Here is a 19,426-nt window from a genome sequence, read left to right on the forward strand (position 1 = left end):
GAACTGTACGAAGAATATGGGCCGGGAATGGTAGCACAAACCCGGCCCGGAGTGCGATCAGCGGCTGTTCGTCACCAGCGAGACCATCATGTCGATATGCTCAGGCGAGTCGTTAAGCGCCGGAATGTACTCGTACTTTTCGCCGCCAGCCTCAAGGAAAAATTCCCGGTTTTGCACCGCGATCTCCTCCAGCGTTTCCAGGCAGTCCGCAGAGAAGCCCGGCGACATCACCTGAATGTGCTTCACGCCCTTCTCGCCGAGCATTTTGAGGGTTTCATCGGTGTATGGCGTCAGCCACGGCTCGCGGCCAAAGCGCGACTGGAAGGTCATCATCACCTTCTCCGGCGGCAGGCCAAGGGCGGAGACCAGCTCGCGGGTGGTATCGCGGCAGCGCTGGGGGTAATCATCCCCTTCATTGGCGAAACGCTGCGGAATACCGTGATAGGAGAGCAGCAGCAGATCCGGCTCGCCGTGTTTCTCAAACGATGCTCGGGCGCTGTTGGCAAGCGCCTTGATGTAGAGGTCGTTATCGGCGTAATCGCGAATAAAGGTCACGCCCGGAATGCGGCGACGCGTCTTCAGAATACGCGCCAGCTCGTCCCAGACGGCGGCCACCGTCGAGCAGGAGTACTGCGGATACAAGGCCAGCACGACGATATGATCCACGCCCTGTGCCAGCAGCGCGTCGACGGCGCTTTCCAGAGAAGGTTTACCGTAGCTCATGCCGAGTGCGACAGGCATATCCGGCAGACGGGCGGCCAGCGCTTTTTCCTGACGACGGCTGTACACCATCAGCGGCGAGCCCTCCTCCATCCAGACGGACTGATAAAGTTTGGCGACGCGCGGAGAGCGAATCGGCAGAATGACGCCACGCAGCAGCGGCCACCACAGCAGTCTCGGAAAATCCACGACGCGCGTGTCGCTTAAAAATTGTCGCAGGTAGCGTTTTACCGCCGCTGGAGTGGGTGCTTCTGGGGTGCCCAGATTGGCAAGCAGGATGCCGGTTTTCGCCTGACTCATTCACGCCTCTTAACCATTTGATAGGTTGTCAATTGTAGCGGAAATGCGTTTAAACGAAACCCATTGCTGTAATAGGTAAGATGAGAATATTTCTCACCCGGGAGCCCGGGTGAGAGGCGCGCGATTAGCCGAGGATTTTTTCCAGCTCTGCACGTACGTCAGCCACGGCTTTGGTGCCGTCAACTTTGGCGTATTTGGTGTTACCCGCCTGCGCTTCTTTGGTGTAGTAGCCAATCAGCGGCGCGGTCATCTGATGGTATTCCACCAGGCGTTTACGCACGGTCTCTTCCTGATCGTCTTTACGGGTGGTCAGCTCTTCGCCGGTCACGTCGTCTTTGCCTTCAACCTTAGGCGGGTTGAATTTGATGTGGTAAACGCGGCCAGAGGCAGCGTGTACGCGACGGCCAACGATACGGTCAACGATCAGCTCGTCCGGTACGTCGAACTCCAGAACGTAGTCCACGTTGATGCCCGCTTCTTTCATGGCGTCAGCCTGAGGAATGGTGCGCGGGAAGCCGTCCAGCAGGAAACCGTTACGGCAGTCTTCCTGCGCAATGCGCTCTTTAACCAGCGCGATAACCAGCTCGTCGGTTACCAGCTTGCCTGCGTCCATGATGTCTTTCGCTTGTTTACCCAGCTCGGAGCCAGATTTTACAGCGGCGCGCAGCATGTCACCGGTGGAGATTTGCGGAATACCGTATTTCTCCATGATGAACTGAGCCTGAGTTCCTTTACCCGCGCCCGGAGCGCCAAGCAGAATAATACGCATTGCGAAAATCCCCTCAAATGTCGTTTCAATTTTTCAAAAGCGCTAAACAATACCACCAGAACGGGCGTGGCTCAAGGAAGGCGGGAAGGCTGAAACGGTTAATGGGGGGAGATAATTTGGGAGAGTGCGGTCTGGTGCCCTCACCCCGGCCCTCTCCCACGGGGAGAGGGAGAAGACCAGGGGAGACGTGGTCAGTTACGCCAGCAGCAGCGCATTCACACGTTTAATGAACAGGTTAGGATCTTCCAGGGTTCCGCGCTCGGCCAGCAGGGACTGATCCAGCAGCAGTTCAACCCACTCGGCAAAGCGAGCTTCATCCTGGGTATCCGCCGCGCGTTTCACCAGCGGATGATCCGGATTAAGCTCAAAGATATATTTCACTTCCGGCACGGCCTGGCCCGCCGCGGCGAACAGCTTCGCCATCTGGGTGCTCATTTCGTCGGCATCGGTGGTGACAATCGCCGGAGTATCGGTCAGACGGTGCGTGAATCTTACCTCTTTCACGCGGTCGCCCAGCAGGGTTTTGACACGCTCAACGAACGGCTCAAGCGCCTTCTCGGCTTCTTTCGCGCTTTCGTCCACTTCATCCGCCAGCTTGTCGATGGACTCGTCGGCTTTGGCAACGGACTGGAACGCCTTACCGTCGAACTCGGTCAGGTAGTTCATCATCCACTCGTCGATGCGGTCAGAAAGCAGCAGCACTTCGATGCCTTTCTTACGCAGCAGCTCCAGGTGCGGGCTGCTCTTCGCTGCCGCATAGCTGTCGGCGGTGATGTAGTAGATCTTCTCCTGCCCTTCCTTCATGCGGGAGACGTACTCTTCCAGCGACACGGTCTGGGCGGAGGAGTCGGTATGCGTAGAGGCGAAGCGCAGCAGTTTGGCGATAGTTTCAACATTCGCCATGTCTTCAGCCGGGCCTTCTTTCAGCACCAGGCCGAACTGTTTCCAGAAGGTCTGGTATTTTTCCGCGTCGTCTTTCGCCAGTTTTTCCAGCATCTGCAACGCACGTTTGGTCAGAGCGTTACGCAGATTACGGGTAACGGTGCTATCCTGGAGGATTTCGCGGGAGACGTTCAGCGGCAGATCGTTGGAGTCTATCAGGCCACGAACAAAGCGCAGGTAGTTCGGCATGAACTGCTCGGCATCGTCCATGATGAAGACGCGCTGCACGTACAGCTTCAGGCCGTGCTTGTGATCGCGGTTCCACATGTCCCACGGTGCCTGCGCCGGAATGTACAGCAGGCTGGTGTACTCCTGCTTCCCTTCCACGCGGTTGTGGCTCCAGGTCAGCGGGTCGGTAAAGTCGTGAGCGATGTGCTTATAAAACTCGTTGTACTCGTCGTCTTTGATTTCAGCCTTGTTACGCGTCCACAGCGCCTGCGCCTTGTTGATTTTCTCCCAGGAAACAACGGTTTCACCGTCTTTCTCTTCCTGTTTTTCAATTTCTACCGGCAGCGCGATGTGGTCGGAATATTTGCTGATGATGGAGCGTACGCGCCAGTCGTTCAGGAAATCATCTTCGCCTTCGCGCAGGTGGAGGGTGATTTCGGTGCCGCGATCCGCTTTGGTGATGTCATCAACGGTGTATTCGCCTTCCCCTTTGGATTCCCACAGCACGCCGTTCTCGGCGCTGTCGCCCGCGGCACGGGTGCGCACGGTGACTTTGTCCGCCACGATGAACGCCGAGTAGAAGCCTACACCGAACTGGCCAATCAGCTGGCTGTCTTTCGCCTGGTCAGAGCCCATGGACTCCAGGAACGCTTTGGTGCCGGATTTAGCGATGGTGCCGAGGTGGTCGATCACCTCGTCGCGGTTCATCCCGATGCCGTTATCAGCGATGGTCAGGGTGCGGTTCTCTTTGTTGAAAGAGACGCGCACGCGCAGCTCGCCGTCGCCTTCATACAGATCCGGGTTGGACAGCGCGCGGAAGCGCAGCTTGTCCGCCGCATCGGAGGCGTTGGAAATCAGCTCACGCAGGAAAATTTCTTTGTTGGAATACAGGGAATGGATCATCAGGTGCAGAAGCTGTTTTACTTCTGACTGGAAACCACGGGTTTCTTGTCCTTTCATCTAAGTCGACCTCAACAATGCCATTTAATGGGGTTGTAAAACGTTGAGTGAGAGATGGGGATAAGGGGGGAAATTTTCAAGCGGAGGCCGCGCGCGCAGCCTCCGTTTGGTCAGAAAATAATCTTGTGTCGTCCGGCCAGCGAGTGCGACAGCGTGGTGCCGTCGACCATCTCCAGCTCGCCGCCGACCGGCACGCCGTGGGCGATGCGGCTGGCGTCAACGCCGTACTGCGCGCACAGCTCGGCGATATAGTTGGCGGTTGCCTCCCCTTCCACCGTGGGGTTGGTGGCGAGGATCACCTCTTTGATGGTTTCGGACTCAAGACGCTGTTCAAGGCGGTCAAGACCGATATCGTCCGGGCCAATGCCGTCCAGCGGGGAAAGGTGCCCCATCAGCACAAAGTAGCGGCCGGAAAACTGCCCGGTTTGTTCGATGGCGTAGATGTCCGCCGGACTCTCCACCACGCAAATCTGACCGTTTTCCTGACGACGCGGGTTCGTACAGATGTTACACACGTCCTGCTCGGTAAAGGTCCGGCAATCCGCACAGTGACCAATTTCTGACATGGCGCGGGTTAAAGCCTGCGCCAGGCGCATCCCGCCGCTGCGGTCGCGCTGCAATAGCGTAAACGCCATGCGCTGCGCTGACTTCGGGCCAACGCCCGGCAGGCAGCGCAGTGCTTCCATTAACTGCGTGAGCAGCGGACTGGTTTGCATCAGAATGGCATCTTAAAGCCCGGCGGCAGCTGCATACCGCTGGAAACAGAGGCCATTTTCTCTTTCTGGGTTTCATCGATACGGCGAGCGGCATCGTTAAACGCGGCTGCAACCAGATCTTCCAGCATTTCTTTGTCGTCTTCGAGCAGGCTCGGGTCGATTTCAACGCGACGGCAGTTGTGCGCACCGTTGATGGTCACCTTGACCAGACCGGCACCGGATTCACCCGTGACTTCCAGCTGAGCGATCTCTTCCTGCATCTTCTGCATTTTTTCCTGCATCTGCTGAGCCTGCTTCATCAGGCCACCCAGACCGCCTTTTCCACCAAACATAGGCTTCTCTCTTCTTTCACGTTAAGGATTACAACCGTAAGTCAGACTCACGATCAAATGGGGCGAATACTCTCTTCATCCAGATCGGCGTCGAAGAACCGGCGCAGGGTCTGGATGTTGTTATCCGCAATAATTGCCTCGCGCGCCTGCGCGAGCTTCTCTTCATAAATGGCCTGGCGCCACTCGAGCGGCGTTTTCACTGCCGGATTATCATCTTCAATGATAGTCAATTCAACCGGTGAACCCTGTAAAGCAGCAAGCGCCTCGGCCAGCGCCTTTTGCGCGCCAGGGGAATTGAGGTGCCGCTGGCCCGGACGCAGGTGCAGACGCACCTGATTGCCTTCCTGCTCTTTCCAGGCGTTCAGCGCGACCTGCTCCACCAGCTTCGGCAGTTGCAGTTTGCTGACCTCAGCGGCCCAGGCGTCGCGCGCGATAGATTCTTCGGCGAGCTTAGCGGAAAGCTCCGGCGTTTTTTCATGCTCCAGCGCCTTTTTCAGCGCTTTCGGCGTGGCGACCACTTCCTTGACCGTTTCAACAACGGTGGTAGCCTTCCAGCGGTAAGCCTCTTCTTTCACCGGGGCTTTCTGCTCGAGCGCGGACGGTGCCGGGCGCGACTGTACGCGCTCCGTTACCGAGGCCAATCGTTCAAGCGCGGCGTTGTTCACCGGCCGCGCTCTTCCTGGCGCTGCCGGTTCACTCTTTTTTGGTTTGGTTACTCCCTGCGCACGCTGCAGCTGGCTGCGTGCGGCAAGCACCGAACTGGTGGCATCCGACAGCGGTACGTTTTGCTGTGGCGGCGGCGTCGGCTGCGGCGGCACCTGCTGCGGTGACATCACCGCCGTAGGGGCGACCGGGGCAAAAGACTGCCGCGGCGCTTCCGGTTCCGGTTCCGGCAACGGCATGCGCGGGTGGAACGCCAGCGCGCGCAGCAGCGTCATTTCGACGCCCATCCTGGGGTCCGGTGCGAACGGTAACTCTTTGCGGCCAATCAGCAGCGTCTGGTAATACAGCTGCACGTCGGCAGGCGGCACGGTGCGGGCAAGTTCACGCATCCGCTGTTCAATAGCGGCCATATCCGCACCGATGGCCGACGGAGACAGCTGCAGCATCGCCACGCGGTGCAGCAGGCTGAGCATCTCAACCAGCAGCGCTTCCCACTCAATACCGCGGGCAGCGGCCGCGTTCACCAGCGACATCACGCGCTCGCCGTTGGCGGCAATCATCGCTTCGATGAGCGACAGCGCCTGATCGTCATCCAGCGTGCCGAGCATGGTGCTGACCGCTTCGGTCGAGAGCTTGCCGTCACCGCTGGCAATCGCCTGGTCGGTCAGGCTTAGCGCATCACGCAGGCTGCCGTCAGCCGCGCGGGCCAGCAGCTGCAGGGCGCGCGGCTCGTGAACGATCTTCTCTTCATCAAGGATGTGCTCAAGCTGAGCGCGGATCTGCTCAACGTCCAGCGCCTTCAGGTGGAACTGCAGGCAGCGCGACAGGATGGTGACCGGCAGCTTTTGCGGATCGGTGGTCGCCAGCAGGAATTTAACGTGCGCGGGCGGCTCTTCCAGCGTTTTCAGCAGGGCGTTAAAGCTGTGGCGCGACAGCATGTGCACTTCATCGATCAGGTAGACCTTGAAGCGGCCGCGCGCCGGGGCGTACTGCACGTTGTCGAGCAGATCGCGGGTGTCTTCCACCTTGGTGCGCGAGGCGGCGTCGATCTCGATCAGATCGACAAAACGCCCCTGCTCGATCTCGCGGCAGTTGTCACACACGCCGCACGGGGTGGCGGTGATCCCGGTTTCGCAGTTCAGACCTTTCGCCAGCAGACGGGCAATAGAAGTCTTACCGACGCCGCGGGTGCCGGAAAAAAGATAGGCATGATGGATGCGACCTAGCGACAAGCCGTTCGCCAGGGCCGTCAGCACATGTTCCTGACCGACAACGTCAGCAAAGGTTTGTGGTCGCCATTTACGGGCTAACACCTGATAACTCATGGGCAGGCTCTGCAACGCTGGAAGGTGAATTTATGGAGGGGAATGCTATCACAACCTCACCCATTGAGCGAGGTTGTGAAAACCGGGATTAATGACCCGGGAAAGGCACCAGGCTGTAGCTGGTAATGCCCTGTTTTTCCAGGCGCTGTTCACCGCCAAGATCGAACAGGTTGATGATGAAGGCCGCGTCGGTCACTTCACCACCCAGACGGCGGATCAGCTTGACGGTCGCTTCAATGGTGCCGCCGGTTGCCAGCAGATCGTCCACCACCAGCACTTTGTCGCCGGGCTTGATCGCGTCAACGTGGATTTCCAGCTGATCGGTGCCGTACTCCAGCTCGTAGCTCTCCGCGATGGTTTCACGCGGCAGTTTGCGCGGCTTACGCACCGGCACAAAACCCACGCCCATCGCCAGCGCAACCGGTGCGCCAAACAGGAAGCCGCGGGCTTCGGTACCTACTACTTTGGTGATCCCGGCGTTTTTATAACGCTCGACCAGCAGTTCAATGCTGAGCGCGTACGCTTTCGGGTCTTCCAGCAAGCTGGTGACATCACGGAAAAGAATGCCAGGCTTTGGATAGTCCTGGATGCTTTTGATGCTATTTTTCAGATATTCAAGCTGCTGTGCAGTTGCGGTCATCGGTTTGTGCCTAAATGAAACAGTGTTACTCACGGCGCGCGACGAGTCGGTCAAAGTAACAGTTGTTTAACCTTTGACCAGGCGCACCTGTGCTCGAAAACGGTCGAATTTACTGGCTGCGCGCCATAATTGCAACCGCCATGATGAGGCTTCAGTGCTTTTGTTGCTTTTCATCAACCACGGGGATCCGCCACATGAAGATCAGCAGGCAGGCCAGGATCGTCAGCAGCAGAATACGCACCCACATCATGTTCACCAGCCATAACGAAACGGCGAAGGTGATCAGGATAAAGGCAATGGCGCGCGGCTTGGCCCCGGGCGGCATGGCCCGGTGTTTTTGCCAGTACCGCAGGTAGCCGCCAAACCACGAGCGGTACAGGAGCCAGTGGTGAAAACGCGGCGACGAACGGGCGAAGCACCAGGCGGCCAGCAGAATAAACGGGGTGGTCGGCAGCAAGGGCAATACGATGCCCAGCGTACCCAGCACTACCGCGAGCCAGCCAATGATGATTAAAATAGTACGCTGCATAATGCGAATCGTTATCAAACTGAACGGCTACTTTACCACTGGAGAGCGCATTGAAAACAGCACTGCTTCTTGAGAAGCTGCAAAATCAGCTGATCGCTCTGCGGACGCAGGCCACGCCGCTGATGGGACACGCCACGCTGAAACCGCGCTTTGACCGGCAGCTTTTCCGCACCCGCAGCACCGTCATTCAGGATTACCTTGCTGAGATGCAGACCAACCTCGATGAGCTTCGCCACGCGGTTGAGAGTGAACAGCAGGAACAGGTGGTGTGGCTTGCTGAACATCTTACCGAGCAGATCACCGCCCTGCACCGCGAAATCGCCGCCTGGCCGCTACGGGCGTGGGACAGCGCCTCGCCTGGGCTGGGAAAATGGCAGCGCAAGCGGCTGGAGAACCAGGAGTTTGAGCGGCGTCTGTTTGAGATGAAGCGCGAGCGCGAAGCCCGCCTGAACAACAGCGAAACGCTGGAAGAGCAGCAGCTATTGATGCGCGAGATTAGCGCGCTGGAAGGCCGCATCGTCCGCTGCCGTCAGGCGCTGGATGAGATTGAACGCGTGATTGAACGCCTGACCCGTTAACTGGAGCCACATCTATGTCACTGGAAAATGCACCCGACGAGGTCAAGCTGGCCGTCGATTTGATTATGCTGCTGGAGAATCATGAGATCCCCGCCGGGACGGTGCTTAAAGCGCTGGAGATTGTGCGGCGGGATTTTGAGGGGAAACTTCCCCCTCACCCTAACCCTCTCCCCGTGGGAGAGGGAAAATAGATTAAGCGGGAGTCGGGTCGTCGCCCTTAATGTCGCGCTTCACTTCCGTATGCTCATCACCTTTCTCGTTACGCAGGTGAACCTCAAGCTGGTTGAAGGCGATATTAATATCGTTTTCACGGCACAGGCGATCGATAGAGCGGTTAAGCTCATCCACCGTGTAGCTGCGGTCGCGCAGCTCGCGCACGTATAAACGCAGCTCGTGATCCAGCGTACTCGGCCCAAAGGTGGTGAAGAACACAGCCGGGGCAGGATCGTGCATCACTTTCGGATGCTCAGACGCCGCCTTCAGCAGCACCTCTTTCACCTTATCCAGATCCGATCCATAGGCTACGCCCAGGCGGATCACCACGCGCGTCACCGTATCAGAGAGCGACCAGTTGATCAGACGCTCGGTCACGAACGCTTTGTTCGGGATGATCACCTCTTTGCGATCGAAGTCGGTGATGGTGGTCGCACGAATTCGGATCTTGCTGACGGTCCCGGAGAACGTGCCGATGGTGACGGTATCGCCGATACGCACCGGACGTTCGAAGAGGATAATCAGGCCGGAGACAAAGTTACCGAAGATCTCCTGCAGGCCAAAACCAAGACCGACCGAGAGGGCCGCCGCCAGCCACTGGAGTTTATCCCACGAGACGCCCAGCGAGCCGAATACCGTCATCGCCCCGACGATAATGATGACGTAATTCAGGATGGTGGTGATGGCGTAAGACGCCCCCTGGCGCAGGTTCAGCCTTGAGAGCACCAGCACTTCCAGCAGACCCGGCAGGTTACGAATCAGCGCCCAGGCCACCACCGACGACACCAGCGCAAACAGCAGGCTGCCCATGGTGACGCTTTTCATCACCGCCGCGCCGGCTTCGGTACCGTTGTACTGCCAGAGGGTAATACTGTCGAGATAGGCGAAGACGGTAATTAAATCAGACCAGATCGCCCAGAACATCACCGCAAACAGCGCGATCATCACCAGCATGGTGATACGCAGCGTCTGCTGGTTAACCTGCTCCAGCGCGATGGTCGGCTCTTCCTGCGGCTCCGCGCCTTCGGCCCCCTCTTTCACCTGATGCTGACGACGCGCAATGGCACGACGGTAAGCAATGCGGCGGGCCGCGACGCTTAAACCGCGCAGCACGGTCTGATAGAGCAGGTTCCAGACGATAACCAGATAGACCGTCTCGATCCAGCGCCCGGACAGGCGCAGCGTGGTGTAGAAGTAGCCCGTTGCCGTAAGCACCATCAGCGCCAGCGGTATGATCGCCAGCACCGTCACGGTGGCCAGACGGATATTATGGGACTCTTTATCACGCCAGCTGTCGCGGCACATCGGCCACATCAGGATCGCAATCAGCAGCAGGTTGAGCAGAATGACCAGTTGACCCAGCACATCATCCATCAGATGCAGCGGGGAAAGCTCAGCGACTACCGACCAGAAGTGCAGCGGCAGGAGCGCCAGGCTGACGCGCACAATCTGGCGACGCCAGTGGCTGGTCAGCTGCGCAGGCATGTTGAAGTGACGCACCGCCACGCCGTCTTTTTCGAGCACCTTCCAGCACACGCCAAATACCAGCCAGAACAGCGCCAGTTTTTTACTGAACGCCCAGAGCAGATCGCTGACGTTAAGCTGCATCGTGAGCAGAATCAGGCCCACGGCCAGAATAATCAGGCACACCGGCAGCGCGCGAATGAGATCGATCAGAATCGCTTTTGGCGTATGGAGCTGGCTGTCGTTACGCAGTTGCCCCACTTCCGAGGCCAGCTTCGCCTGGTACTGTTTCAGCCATTTCAAACGCCAGCGGATCAGACCAGCAATCAGCAGCAGCGGTAAGCCCGCCAGGAAAGCAATCATTACCGCAGGCCAGGCTTTCTCCCAGTTCACGGTGATTTTCATGCTCTTAATCTGCGTTTTCAGCGTCTCCGGGAAGGACTTAATCCAGTCCCAGTCCATCGGCTTATTGCTGTTCACCCAGAAAATCTGCTGCGTCAAAATCTCCTGCAGGCTTTTTGACACGCTGACCAGCTGCTGCTGGTTGATCTGCAGGTTAATCGCCATCATCAGCTGGTTGCCCAGCTGTTTATTGAGCTGGTCCAGCAGTTCACGGCGCATATCCACCACCTGGAGCAGCGCGTCATGCACTTCCGGGTTTACGTCACTGGAGTGCCCCTCTTCAATTTTGGCGACGAAGGCATCACTCTGGAAAAGGGCATCGCGTTGCTGGTTGACGTCAAACTGTTCCAGACGTAAATCCGCAATGCGGTTGGTCATGTCCTCCAGCTCGTCGGCAGACGGCAGCGTCTGCTGCTGCTGGTAGAGAATACGCGACAGCAGGAGGCTGCCCTTCAGAACCGCGATCTGCTCTTTAATGTTGCGTTCCGCCTGCAGCGCGCGATCCAGCCAGTTCTTCACTTTGATATTTTGCTGAACCAGCGAGTTGCCGCTTTCCGTCGCCAGTATCAGGCGCTGGCTGAGCTGGTGGTTAGCTTCAAGCTCCTGTTTCACCAGCGGGTTGGCCTGAATGCGGGCAGTTTCGTCCGGCGAGACGGCTTCCTGAGCGGTTTTTTCCGTCAGGGTCAGGCGTTTGCTGTTTACCGCCTCTTGCAACAGCTGAAGCTGATGCTCCAGACGATTAATATTCGCCGTCACGTAATCACGCTGCTTCTGGAGCGTGTCCTGCAGCACCGTATTCCCTTCCAGGCTTTTACGCTGCTGTTCAATTTGCGCATTGAGCAGCGACTGCTGAACCAGCAGCAGGGTTTGCTGGGTCGGGCGCAGCGTGCCCTCCCCTACCGTCGTGCCGTTCAGGCGGTTGCGGATCTGCTGCAGCTGCTGAGACGCGGCGTACATCGCGTTTTGCACGCGCTCGGGCTGGGTTTGCAGGGAGACGAGCTGACTGTTGTAGGTCGCGAGGTCAGACTGTGCGGTTTGCAGATCGTCGAGCAATTGCGCGACGCGCGATTCCAGCTGGCGTAAGGAGAGCGTGGAGAGCGTTTTGCGCGTTTCATCGTCGTTATCGACGTCGCTTAGTGCGCTTAGCGCTTCCGTGGCCTTACGCATGTTCTCCGGCGCCTGCGCCACCTTCTGACGAAGCTGTGCAGTTTCAGCCTTAACGCGTTCAATTTTATCCAGCGTTTCCAGCGTTTCCGTCAGATCCTGCTGCGTCAGTTTTTCCTGAGGAGAGAGTTCTTTTTGTTTATTCAGCGTGTCGAGCTGCGACTGAACATCAGCGCGCGTGGGGATATCGTTACTGTTGTCGGCGCGGGCCCAGGTCAGCGGCGCCGTGGCGAAGAAAAACAGCATAGCAAAGAGCAATGCAAATACAGGATGTTGCGAGCGATTGATGGGCAGCATAGTTGTGAATGATGTCAGCAGATGACCGAAAATAGTCCGGCGTGAAGAATATCACGCTCGTCGGAAGCAGAATAGCGAGAACGTAAGCCTCTGAGATAAATCCTGGAAGGACTCAGGCCGTGAGCGAAGGCGCGTTGCTGCGCAGCGTCGGGCAGAGCTGTAGCATTTCCAGTAAAACCGCCACGTAGCTGCGGGCTTCCTCTTTGAGGTCAAAGGATTGCGGCGCAAAAAGCCAGTTTTCCATCAGACCTGAAATGTAGCTGCGCATCAGGATGGCCGCCCGGCGGGTGAGTAAATTGGCCGGTAACAGCTTTGCCTGCATACACAGGTTCAGGTTCTGTTCGATACGATCGTAGCTCTCGAGGCTGAGGCTGCGCTGCGCCTGTTGCACCACCGCCATCTCGCCCACGAACTCACATTTATGGAAAATAATTTCCATCATTAATCTGCGACGCTCTTCAACTACCGTTGCTTCAAGGATATATACTAATATTTCTCTTAATACTGAGAGTGGATCGTCAGGGAATTTTGCCCGATACTCACTCTCGAGATCGCTAATGCTGGACTCTGAAAGCTCCCAGATTTCACTGAACAGATCTGACTTGTCTTTAAAATGCCAGTAAATCGCTCCCCGCGTCACACCGGCAGCCTGAGCAATTTGCGCCAGCGAGGTAGAAGAAACACCCTGCTGAGAGAACAAACGTATTGCCACATCCAGAATGTGTTGTCGGGTTTCCAGCGCTTGTTGTTTAGTTTTTCGTGCCATAGGTGGGTGAATTTACAGGAGTCAGATTTACATACATTTGTGAATGTATGTACCATAGCATGACGATAATATAAACGCAGCAATGGGTTTTTAGACTCAGGACCCTTGATCAATTTGAAATCGGACACTCGAGGTTTACATATGAACAAAAACAGAGGGTTAACGCCTCTGGCGGTCGTTCTGATGCTCTCAGGCAGCTTAGCGCTTACAGGATGTGACGACAAACCGGCTCAACAAGGAGCTCAGCAGGCGCCAGAAGTCGGCGTTGTGACACTCAAATCTGAACCTCTGCAGATCACCACAGAATTACCAGGCCGTACAAACGCTTACCGCATTGCGGAAGTGCGTCCTCAGGTTAGCGGCATTATCCTGAAACGTAACTTTACCGAAGGCGGCGATGTGAAGGCCGGTGAGTCTCTGTATCAGATTGATCCCGCGACCTATCAGGCTTCTTATGAAAGCGCGAAAGGTGACCTGGCTAAAGCACAAGCGGCGGCAAAAATCGCTCAGCTGACGCTGAACCGCTATCAGAAACTGCTCGGCACGAAGTACATCAGCCAACAGGATTACGATACCGCGCTGGCAGATGCCCAGCAGGCTAACGCGGCCGTGGTAGCAGCCAAAGCGGCTGTCGAAACTGCACGCATTAACCTGGCCTATACCAAAGTGACCTCCCCTATCAGCGGTCGTATTGGTAAATCTGCCGTGACGGAAGGGGCACTGGTGCAGAACGGACAGACCACTGCGCTGGCTACCGTGCAGCAGCTTGATCCGATCTACGTTGACGTGACGCAGTCCAGCAACGATTTCCTGCGCCTGAAACAGGAGCTGGCTAACGGCACCCTGAAACAGGAAAACGGCAAAGCCAAAGTGGAGCTGGTTACCAACGACGGTATCAAGTTCCCGCAGGAAGGTACTCTGGAATTCTCTGATGTGACGGTCGACCAGACCACCGGTTCCATCACCTTACGTGCGATTTTCCCGAACCCTGACAAAAATCTGCTGCCGGGTATGTTCGTTCGCGCGCGTCTGGAAGAAGGAACGAATCCAACCGCACTTCTTGTTCCACAGCAGGGTGTGACCCGTACGCCACGCGGCGATGCGAGCGCACTGGTTGTTGGTGCAGATAACAAAGTCGAAACGCGCAATATCACCGCCACGCAGGCGATTGGCGATAAATGGCTGGTGACGGAAGGTCTGAAAGATGGCGATCGCGTGATTGTTACTGGTTTGCAAAAAGTACGTCCTGGCGCGCAGGTAAAAGCACAGGAAGTGACATCTGACGATAAACAACAAGCTTCGGCCGCTGGCCAGTCAGAACAAACCAAGTCTTAACTTAAACAGGAGCCGTTAAGACATGCCTAATTTCTTTATCGATCGCCCCATATTTGCGTGGGTGATCGCCATTATCATCATGCTGGCCGGGGGACTTGCGATCCTGAAGCTGCCTGTTGCGCAATATCCAACGATTGCGCCACCGGCGGTAACGATCTCCGCAACCTACCCGGGGGCTGATGCGAAAACGGTGCAGGATACCGTGACTCAGGTTATCGAACAGAACATGAACGGTATCGATAACCTGATGTACATGTCCTCAAACAGTGACTCCACCGGTACGGTTCAGATCACCCTGACCTTTGAATCCGGTACGGATGCGGACATTGCGCAGGTTCAGGTCCAGAACAAACTGCAGCTGGCAATGCCTCTTCTGCCGCAGGAAGTGCAACAGCAGGGTGTGAGCGTCGAGAAATCGTCCAGCAGCTTCCTGATGGTTGTCGGCGTGATTAACACCAACGGCACCATGACGCAGGAGGATATTTCCGACTACGTGGGCGCTAACATGAAGGACGCCATCAGCCGTACGTCCGGTGTGGGTGACGTTCAGCTGTTCGGTTCCCAGTACGCGATGCGTATCTGGATGGATCCGAACAAACTGAACAACTTCCAGCTGACGCCGGTTGACGTGATTAACGCGATTAAAGCGCAGAACGCCCAGGTGGCAGCCGGTCAGCTAGGCGGTACGCCGCCGGTGAAAGGCCAGCAGCTTAACGCGTCCATTATCGCGCAAACCCGTCTGACCTCCGCCGATGAGTTCAGCAAAATTCTGCTGAAGGTGAACCAGGACGGTTCGCAGGTTCGTCTGCGCGACGTGGCCAGGGTTGAGCTGGGTGGTGAGAACTACGACATCATCGCGAAGTTTAACGGTAAACCGGCGTCCGGTCTAGGTATCAAACTGGCGACAGGCGCGAACGCCCTGGACACCGCGACGGCGATCCGTGCGGAACTGAAGAAGATGGAACCATTCTTCCCGTCAGGCCTGAAAATCGTTTATCCGTATGACACTACGCCGTTCGTTAAAATTTCGATTCACGAAGTGGTTAAAACGCTGGTAGAAGCGATCATCCTGGTGTTCCTGGTGATGTATCTGTTCCTGCAAAACTTCCGCGCGACGCTGATCCCAACCATCGCCGTGCCGGTCGTTCTGCTGGGGACCTTTGCCATCCTTGCAGCCTTTGGGTTCTCGATAAACACCCTGACGATGTTCGGGATGGTGCTCGCCATCGGCCTGCTGGTGGATGACGCCATCGTGGTAGTAGAGAACGTCGAGCGCGTGATGGCGGAAGAAGGTTTACCGCCGAAGGAAGCCACCCGTAAATCTATGGGCCAGATCCAGGGCGCGCTGGTCGGTATTGCGATGGTGCTGTCCGCGGTATTTATCCCGATGGCCTTCTTCGGGGGCTCTACGGGTGCGATTTACCGCCAGTTCTCCATTACCATCGTCTCCGCGATGGCGCTGTCGGTACTGGTAGCGTTAATCCTGACGCCAGCGCTGTGTGCCACCATGCTGAAGCCAGTTCAGAAAGGCGGTCACGGCGAGCATAAAGGGTTCTTCGGCTGGTTTAACCGCATGTTTGATAAGAGCGCGCACCACTACACCGACAGCGTGGGCAATATCCTGCGCAGCACCGGTCGTTATCTGCTGCTCTATATCATCATCGTAGTGGGGATGGCGTTCCTGTTCGTTCGTCTGCCTAGCTCGTTCCTGCCAGATGAAGACCAGGGCGTGTTCCTGACGATGGCACAGCTTCCGGCAGGGGCGTCGCAAGAGCGTACCCAGAAGGTGCTGGACGAAGTGACGGACTACTATCTCACCAAAGAGAAAGCGAACGTTGAATCCGTGTTTGCGGTTAACGGCTTTGGCTTTGCGGGTCGTGGTCAGAACACCGGTATCGCCTTCGTTTCTCTGAAAGACTGGGCGGATCGTCCGGGCGATGAGAATAAAGTTGAAGCGATCACGGGCCGTGCCATGGGCACCTTCTCGCAGATTAAAGATGCGATGGTCTTCGCCTTTAACCTGCCAGCGATTGTTGAACTGGGTACGGCGACCGGCTTCGACTTCCAGCTGATCGACCAGGGCGGTCTGGGTCACGAGAAACTGACGCAGGCGCGTAACCAGTTGTTCGGCGAAGTGGCTAAACACCCTGACCTGCTGGTCGGCGTACGTCCAAACGGACTGGAAGATACGCCGCAGTATAAGATCAACATCGATCAGGAAAAAGCGCAGGCGCTGGGCGTGTCCATCAGCGACATCAATACCACGCTGGGCGCGGCATGGGGCGGTAGCTACGTCAACGACTTCATCGACCGTGGTCGCGTGAAGAAAGTGTACGTCATGTCCGAAGCGCAGTACCGTATGTTGCCGAACGATATTAACAACTGGTACGTTCGCGGCAGCAACGGTCAGATGGTGCCGTTCTCATCCTTCTCAACGTCACACTGGGAATACGGATCTCCGCGTCTGGAACGTTACAACGGTCTGCCGTCGATGGAAATCCTGGGTCAGGCCGCACCGGGCCGAAGCACCGGTGAAGCCATGAACCTGATGGAAGAGCTGGCCAGCAAACTGCCTGCGGGTATCGGCTATGACTGGACCGGTATGTCCTATCAGGAACGTCTGTCCGGTAACCAGGCCCCTGCCCTGTACGCCATTTCACTGATTGTGGTCTTCCTGTGTCTGGCGGCGCTGTACGAGAGCTGGTCAATTCCGTTCTCCGTTATGCTGGTGGTTCCACTCGGGGTTATTGGTGCGCTGCTTGCGGCAACGTTCCGTGGATTGACCAACGACGTGTACTTCCAGGTAGGCCTGCTGACAACCATTGGCTTGTCGGCGAAGAACGCGATACTTATCGTTGAATTCGCCAAAGATCTGATGGAGAAAGAGGGTAAAGGCCTTATTGAGGCGACGCTGGAAGCGGTGCGTATGCGTCTGCGTCCAATCCTGATGACCTCTCTGGCGTTCATCCTCGGCGTAATGCCGCTGGTTATTAGCTCCGGTGCAGGCTCCGGTGCGCAGAACGCGGTCGGTACAGGTGTAATGGGCGGTATGATCACCGCGACCGTACTGGCTATCTTCTTCGTCCCGGTGTTCTTCGTGGTGGTGCGCCGCCGCTTCAGCCGGAAGAATGAAGATGTTGAGCACAGTCATTCGGTAGAACCTCACTGATACCGGTTTCATATAATAAAAAGGCCGCATTTGCGGCCTTTTTCATTTTCAGAAAAAATCATAAAATAAGCTTATTGAGGTCCTATTTATTTTCTGCCATCTTAAACAGACATATCATAATTAACTGATAACTTAATAGGTGAACTCAGGATTTTTTTAAATCTATTTCCCTGCTTAAGTTGTTAGGAATATTCCTAATTAAAAGTTAAGACAAACGGAACTCCGGATGTGAACTTTTCTTATGGCTGTAAGCTAAGCCAATGAAACGTAAGGAAGCGAAAAAACTATCGTTAATCCTGATAAAAAAGTTCAGTTTCGGATGAACATTTGCGTAGACGCTCGCAGCCTGCGGTTTTATTTGTAATTTTTCGTAATAGCGCGGTGAAATCCAGGAAGGAGTGGCTTATAGTTAGGTTATCAGGAACACAGCGCTCATGTAGCTAAGTCAGATGTATCCATCCCGACAATGATGTTCGGTGAGTAAGAAATCACTCAGAAGGGGATGCGCTATGGACGAGTACTCGCCAAAAAGGCATGATATCGCGCAGTTGAAATTTCTCTGCGAATCCTTGTACCATGACTGCCTTGCCAATCTTGATGAAAGCAACCATGGCTGGGTAAATGACCCAACGTCTGCCATCAATTTACAGTTGAATGAGCTGATAGAGCATATCGCTACCTTCGCACTTAATTATAAAATTAAGTACAATGAAGATAATAAGCTCATTGAGCAAATTGATGAATACCTGGACGACACCTTTATGTTGTTCAGCAGTTACGGCATTAACACTCAGGATTTGCAAAAATGGCGTAAATCGGGAAACCGGCTATTCCGCTGTTTCGTCAACGTGAGCAGAGCTAACCCGGTTAGTCTTTCCTGTTAAAATTATTACAATTACTAAGGTGAATTTATGTCTGATAAACCACTCACAAAAATCGATTATTTGATGCGCTTACGACGTTGTCAGTCAATTGACACCCTTGAACGCGTCATTGAAAAGAATAAATACGAGCTTTCTGATAATGAACTGGCGGTATTTTATTCAGCCGCTGACCATCGCCTTGCAGAGCTAACGATGAATAAGCTGTATGACAAAATCCCTACTTCTGTATGGAAATTTGTCCGTTAATCTTTGAAGTGTGTCTGTAGAGGTTCTACGCCACGTTATAAGCTGTATTCACCTGTCCCGTTATGCTCCCTGCGCGAAAGCCAGGTCTCCGTGTTAAACGCGCTCATCAGCAACAATGTTGTGACTGTGGTCACATCGGCCTTCCGGGAACGTTCCCCTTAACGCCTGTTGCGATTACCCTTCAGGAATAACATCCAGAGAGGTTTCCGATGAGCATAGAAAAACAGAAGATGATTTCAGGTGAACATTACCGCCCTGGTGATGAGACGTTACGCGCCGACCGGCTTCGGGCGCGCCATCTGCTTCACCGCTATAACCACACCGCGCCTGACGAAAAAACAGAACGCCAGAACATTCTGGCGGAACTGCTGGGACAAAGCGAAGGGGCGTATATTGAGCCGAGCTTCCGCTGTGACTATGGATATAACATTTATCTGGGCAAAGACTTTTACGCCAACTTCGATTGCGTAATGCTGGATGTCTGCCCTGTACATATTGGCGACAACTGCATGCTCGCGCCGGGCGTTCATATTTATACGGCCACCCATCCGCTGGATGCGCAAGAACGTAACAGCGGAGTGGAGTTTGGTAAGCCCGTCACCATTGGCAATAATGTCTGGATTGGTGGACGTGCGGTCATTAACCCAGGCGTCACCATCGGGGATAATGTGGTTGTGGCTTCCGGTGCCGTCGTGACGAAAGACGTGCCGGCTAACGTCGTCGTAGGCGGCAACCCGGCGAAAATCATCAAAACGCTGTAACGATCCGGGGAGCCAACTGTTATGGTCTTTTAGCGCCCGACTGTTACTTTTTTCAGCCGGATGGCTCCCCTAAAATTGGCAGA

Annotated in this window: 17 protein-coding genes and 1 other annotated feature; of the genes, 7 read left to right on the forward strand and 10 right to left on the reverse strand. The window is 55.7% G+C overall.

Translation table 11 applies throughout. The annotated features are described in order from the left end of the window. Positions 1–57 precede the first annotated feature (57 nt). The 8 genes from hemH to IM273_RS02585 form a co-directional block, all read right to left on the reverse strand. Complete coding sequence (gene hemH / locus IM273_RS02550) at positions 58–1,020, reverse strand: ferrochelatase (RefSeq protein ID WP_041911054.1); 963 nt, start codon at positions 1,018–1,020, stop codon at positions 58–60. Between the two features lie 124 nt (positions 1,021–1,144). Continuing rightward, complete coding sequence (gene adk, locus IM273_RS02555; protein ID WP_006809841.1) at positions 1,145–1,789, reverse strand: adenylate kinase; 645 nt, start codon at positions 1,787–1,789, stop codon at positions 1,145–1,147. 195 nt (positions 1,790–1,984) lie between these two features. Further along, a complete protein-coding gene (gene htpG, locus IM273_RS02560; RefSeq protein WP_045259919.1) occupies positions 1,985–3,859 on the reverse strand; it encodes a molecular chaperone HtpG in 1,875 nt (624 codons plus the stop codon). A gap of 110 nt (positions 3,860–3,969) precedes the next feature. Further along, positions 3,970–4,575, reverse strand: coding sequence for a recombination mediator RecR (recR, locus tag IM273_RS02565; protein ID WP_006809843.1), 606 nt, complete (start codon positions 4,573–4,575; stop codon positions 3,970–3,972). Then, the gene (locus IM273_RS02570) at positions 4,575–4,907 is read right to left on the reverse strand and encodes a YbaB/EbfC family nucleoid-associated protein (protein WP_003858972.1); all 333 of its coding nucleotides are present in this window, start codon (positions 4,905–4,907) and stop codon (positions 4,575–4,577) included. Before IM273_RS02570 ends, recR begins: the two co-directional genes overlap by 1 nt. Before the next feature lie 53 nt (positions 4,908–4,960). Further along, on the reverse strand, positions 4,961–6,895 hold the full coding sequence (gene dnaX / locus IM273_RS02575) for a DNA polymerase III subunit gamma/tau (protein ID WP_193051065.1): 1,935 nt from the start codon (positions 6,893–6,895) through the stop codon (positions 4,961–4,963). Next, positions 5,567–5,631, reverse strand: a sequence feature (DnaX frameshifting element). Its footprint overlaps the gene before it by 65 nt. Positions 6,896–6,983: 88 nt before the next feature. Then, positions 6,984–7,535, reverse strand: a complete 552-nt coding sequence (apt, locus tag IM273_RS02580; RefSeq protein WP_000127359.1) for an adenine phosphoribosyltransferase — start codon at positions 7,533–7,535, stop codon at positions 6,984–6,986. Positions 7,536–7,686: 151 nt separating this feature from the next. Then, positions 7,687–8,064 (reverse strand): DUF454 family protein, encoded by a 378-nt coding sequence (locus IM273_RS02585; protein WP_193051063.1) that lies wholly within the window; start codon positions 8,062–8,064, stop codon positions 7,687–7,689. A gap of 50 nt (positions 8,065–8,114) precedes the next feature. On the opposite strand from IM273_RS02585, the gene priC reads away from it, so the two are divergent. Together priC and rsmS are read left to right on the forward strand one after the other, a co-directional pair. After that, on the forward strand, positions 8,115–8,642 hold the full coding sequence (gene priC / locus IM273_RS02590) for a primosomal replication protein N'' (protein ID WP_126326926.1): 528 nt from the start codon (positions 8,115–8,117) through the stop codon (positions 8,640–8,642). A 14-nt stretch (positions 8,643–8,656) separates the two neighbouring features. Further along, positions 8,657–8,833 (forward strand): pleiotropic regulatory protein RsmS, encoded by a 177-nt coding sequence (gene rsmS / locus IM273_RS02595; RefSeq protein ID WP_032644839.1) that lies wholly within the window; start codon positions 8,657–8,659, stop codon positions 8,831–8,833. Between the two features lies 1 nt (position 8,834). Here rsmS and mscK read toward each other — a convergent pair whose 3' ends face one another. Next, positions 8,835–12,182: a mechanosensitive channel MscK gene (gene mscK / locus IM273_RS02600; protein ID WP_193051061.1), complete on the reverse strand. Its 3,348-nt coding sequence runs from the start codon at positions 12,180–12,182 to the stop codon at positions 8,835–8,837. 112 nt (positions 12,183–12,294) lie between these two features. Further along, positions 12,295–12,948, reverse strand: coding sequence for a multidrug efflux transporter transcriptional repressor AcrR (acrR, locus tag IM273_RS02605; protein ID WP_028012191.1), 654 nt, complete (start codon positions 12,946–12,948; stop codon positions 12,295–12,297). Positions 12,949–13,089: 141 nt separating this feature from the next. On the opposite strand from acrR, the gene acrA reads away from it, so the two are divergent. The 5 genes from acrA (at position 13,090) to maa (ending at position 19,343) form a co-directional block, all read left to right on the forward strand. Next, positions 13,090–14,283 (forward strand): multidrug efflux RND transporter periplasmic adaptor subunit AcrA, encoded by a 1,194-nt coding sequence (gene acrA, locus IM273_RS02610; protein WP_028012190.1) that lies wholly within the window; start codon positions 13,090–13,092, stop codon positions 14,281–14,283. A gap of 22 nt (positions 14,284–14,305) precedes the next feature. After that, positions 14,306–17,452, forward strand: a complete 3,147-nt coding sequence (gene acrB, locus IM273_RS02615; RefSeq protein ID WP_047367620.1) for a multidrug efflux RND transporter permease subunit AcrB — start codon at positions 14,306–14,308, stop codon at positions 17,450–17,452. Between the two features lie 509 nt (positions 17,453–17,961). After that, a complete protein-coding gene (gene tomB / locus IM273_RS02620; RefSeq protein ID WP_028012188.1) occupies positions 17,962–18,336 on the forward strand; it encodes an Hha toxicity modulator TomB in 375 nt (124 codons plus the stop codon). Positions 18,337–18,363: 27 nt separating this feature from the next. Beyond that, entirely contained in the window at positions 18,364–18,582 is a 219-nt protein-coding gene (locus IM273_RS02625) for an HHA domain-containing protein (protein WP_008499287.1), read from the forward strand. A 209-nt stretch (positions 18,583–18,791) separates the two neighbouring features. After that, positions 18,792–19,343, forward strand: a complete 552-nt coding sequence (gene maa / locus IM273_RS02630) for a maltose O-acetyltransferase (protein WP_028012187.1) — start codon at positions 18,792–18,794, stop codon at positions 19,341–19,343. Positions 19,344–19,426: the final 83 nt, after the last annotated feature.

It is taken from the genome of Enterobacter cloacae complex sp. P13B (assembly GCF_014895915.1).
GTDB classification, from domain to species: domain Bacteria; phylum Pseudomonadota; class Gammaproteobacteria; order Enterobacterales; family Enterobacteriaceae; genus Enterobacter; species Enterobacter bugandensis.

What these genes read in the sequence shown, in the direction of transcription:
- hemH (WP_041911054.1), bottom strand. Translation starts at nt 1,020, where the DNA reads ATGAGTCAGGCGAAAACCGGCATCCTGCTTGCCAATCTGGGCACCCCA.
- adk (WP_006809841.1), bottom strand. Translation starts at nt 1,789, where the DNA reads ATGCGTATTATTCTGCTTGGCGCTCCGGGCGCGGGTAAAGGAACTCAG.
- htpG (WP_045259919.1), bottom strand. Translation starts at nt 3,859, where the DNA reads ATGAAAGGACAAGAAACCCGTGGTTTCCAGTCAGAAGTAAAACAGCTT.
- recR (WP_006809843.1), bottom strand. Translation starts at nt 4,575, where the DNA reads ATGCAAACCAGTCCGCTGCTCACGCAGTTAATGGAAGCACTGCGCTGC.
- IM273_RS02570 (WP_003858972.1), bottom strand. Translation starts at nt 4,907, where the DNA reads ATGTTTGGTGGAAAAGGCGGTCTGGGTGGCCTGATGAAGCAGGCTCAG.
- dnaX (WP_193051065.1), bottom strand. Translation starts at nt 6,895, where the DNA reads ATGAGTTATCAGGTGTTAGCCCGTAAATGGCGACCACAAACCTTTGCT.
- apt (WP_000127359.1), bottom strand. Translation starts at nt 7,535, where the DNA reads ATGACCGCAACTGCACAGCAGCTTGAATATCTGAAAAATAGCATCAAA.
- IM273_RS02585 (WP_193051063.1), bottom strand. Translation starts at nt 8,064, where the DNA reads ATGCAGCGTACTATTTTAATCATCATTGGCTGGCTCGCGGTAGTGCTG.
- rsmS (WP_032644839.1), top strand. Translation starts at nt 8,657, where the DNA reads ATGTCACTGGAAAATGCACCCGACGAGGTCAAGCTGGCCGTCGATTTG.
- mscK (WP_193051061.1), bottom strand. Translation starts at nt 12,182, where the DNA reads ATGCTGCCCATCAATCGCTCGCAACATCCTGTATTTGCATTGCTCTTT.
- acrR (WP_028012191.1), bottom strand. Translation starts at nt 12,948, where the DNA reads ATGGCACGAAAAACTAAACAACAAGCGCTGGAAACCCGACAACACATT.
- acrA (WP_028012190.1), top strand. Translation starts at nt 13,090, where the DNA reads ATGAACAAAAACAGAGGGTTAACGCCTCTGGCGGTCGTTCTGATGCTC.
- acrB (WP_047367620.1), top strand. Translation starts at nt 14,306, where the DNA reads ATGCCTAATTTCTTTATCGATCGCCCCATATTTGCGTGGGTGATCGCC.
- tomB (WP_028012188.1), top strand. Translation starts at nt 17,962, where the DNA reads ATGGACGAGTACTCGCCAAAAAGGCATGATATCGCGCAGTTGAAATTT.
- IM273_RS02625 (WP_008499287.1), top strand. Translation starts at nt 18,364, where the DNA reads ATGTCTGATAAACCACTCACAAAAATCGATTATTTGATGCGCTTACGA.
- maa (WP_028012187.1), top strand. Translation starts at nt 18,792, where the DNA reads ATGAGCATAGAAAAACAGAAGATGATTTCAGGTGAACATTACCGCCCT.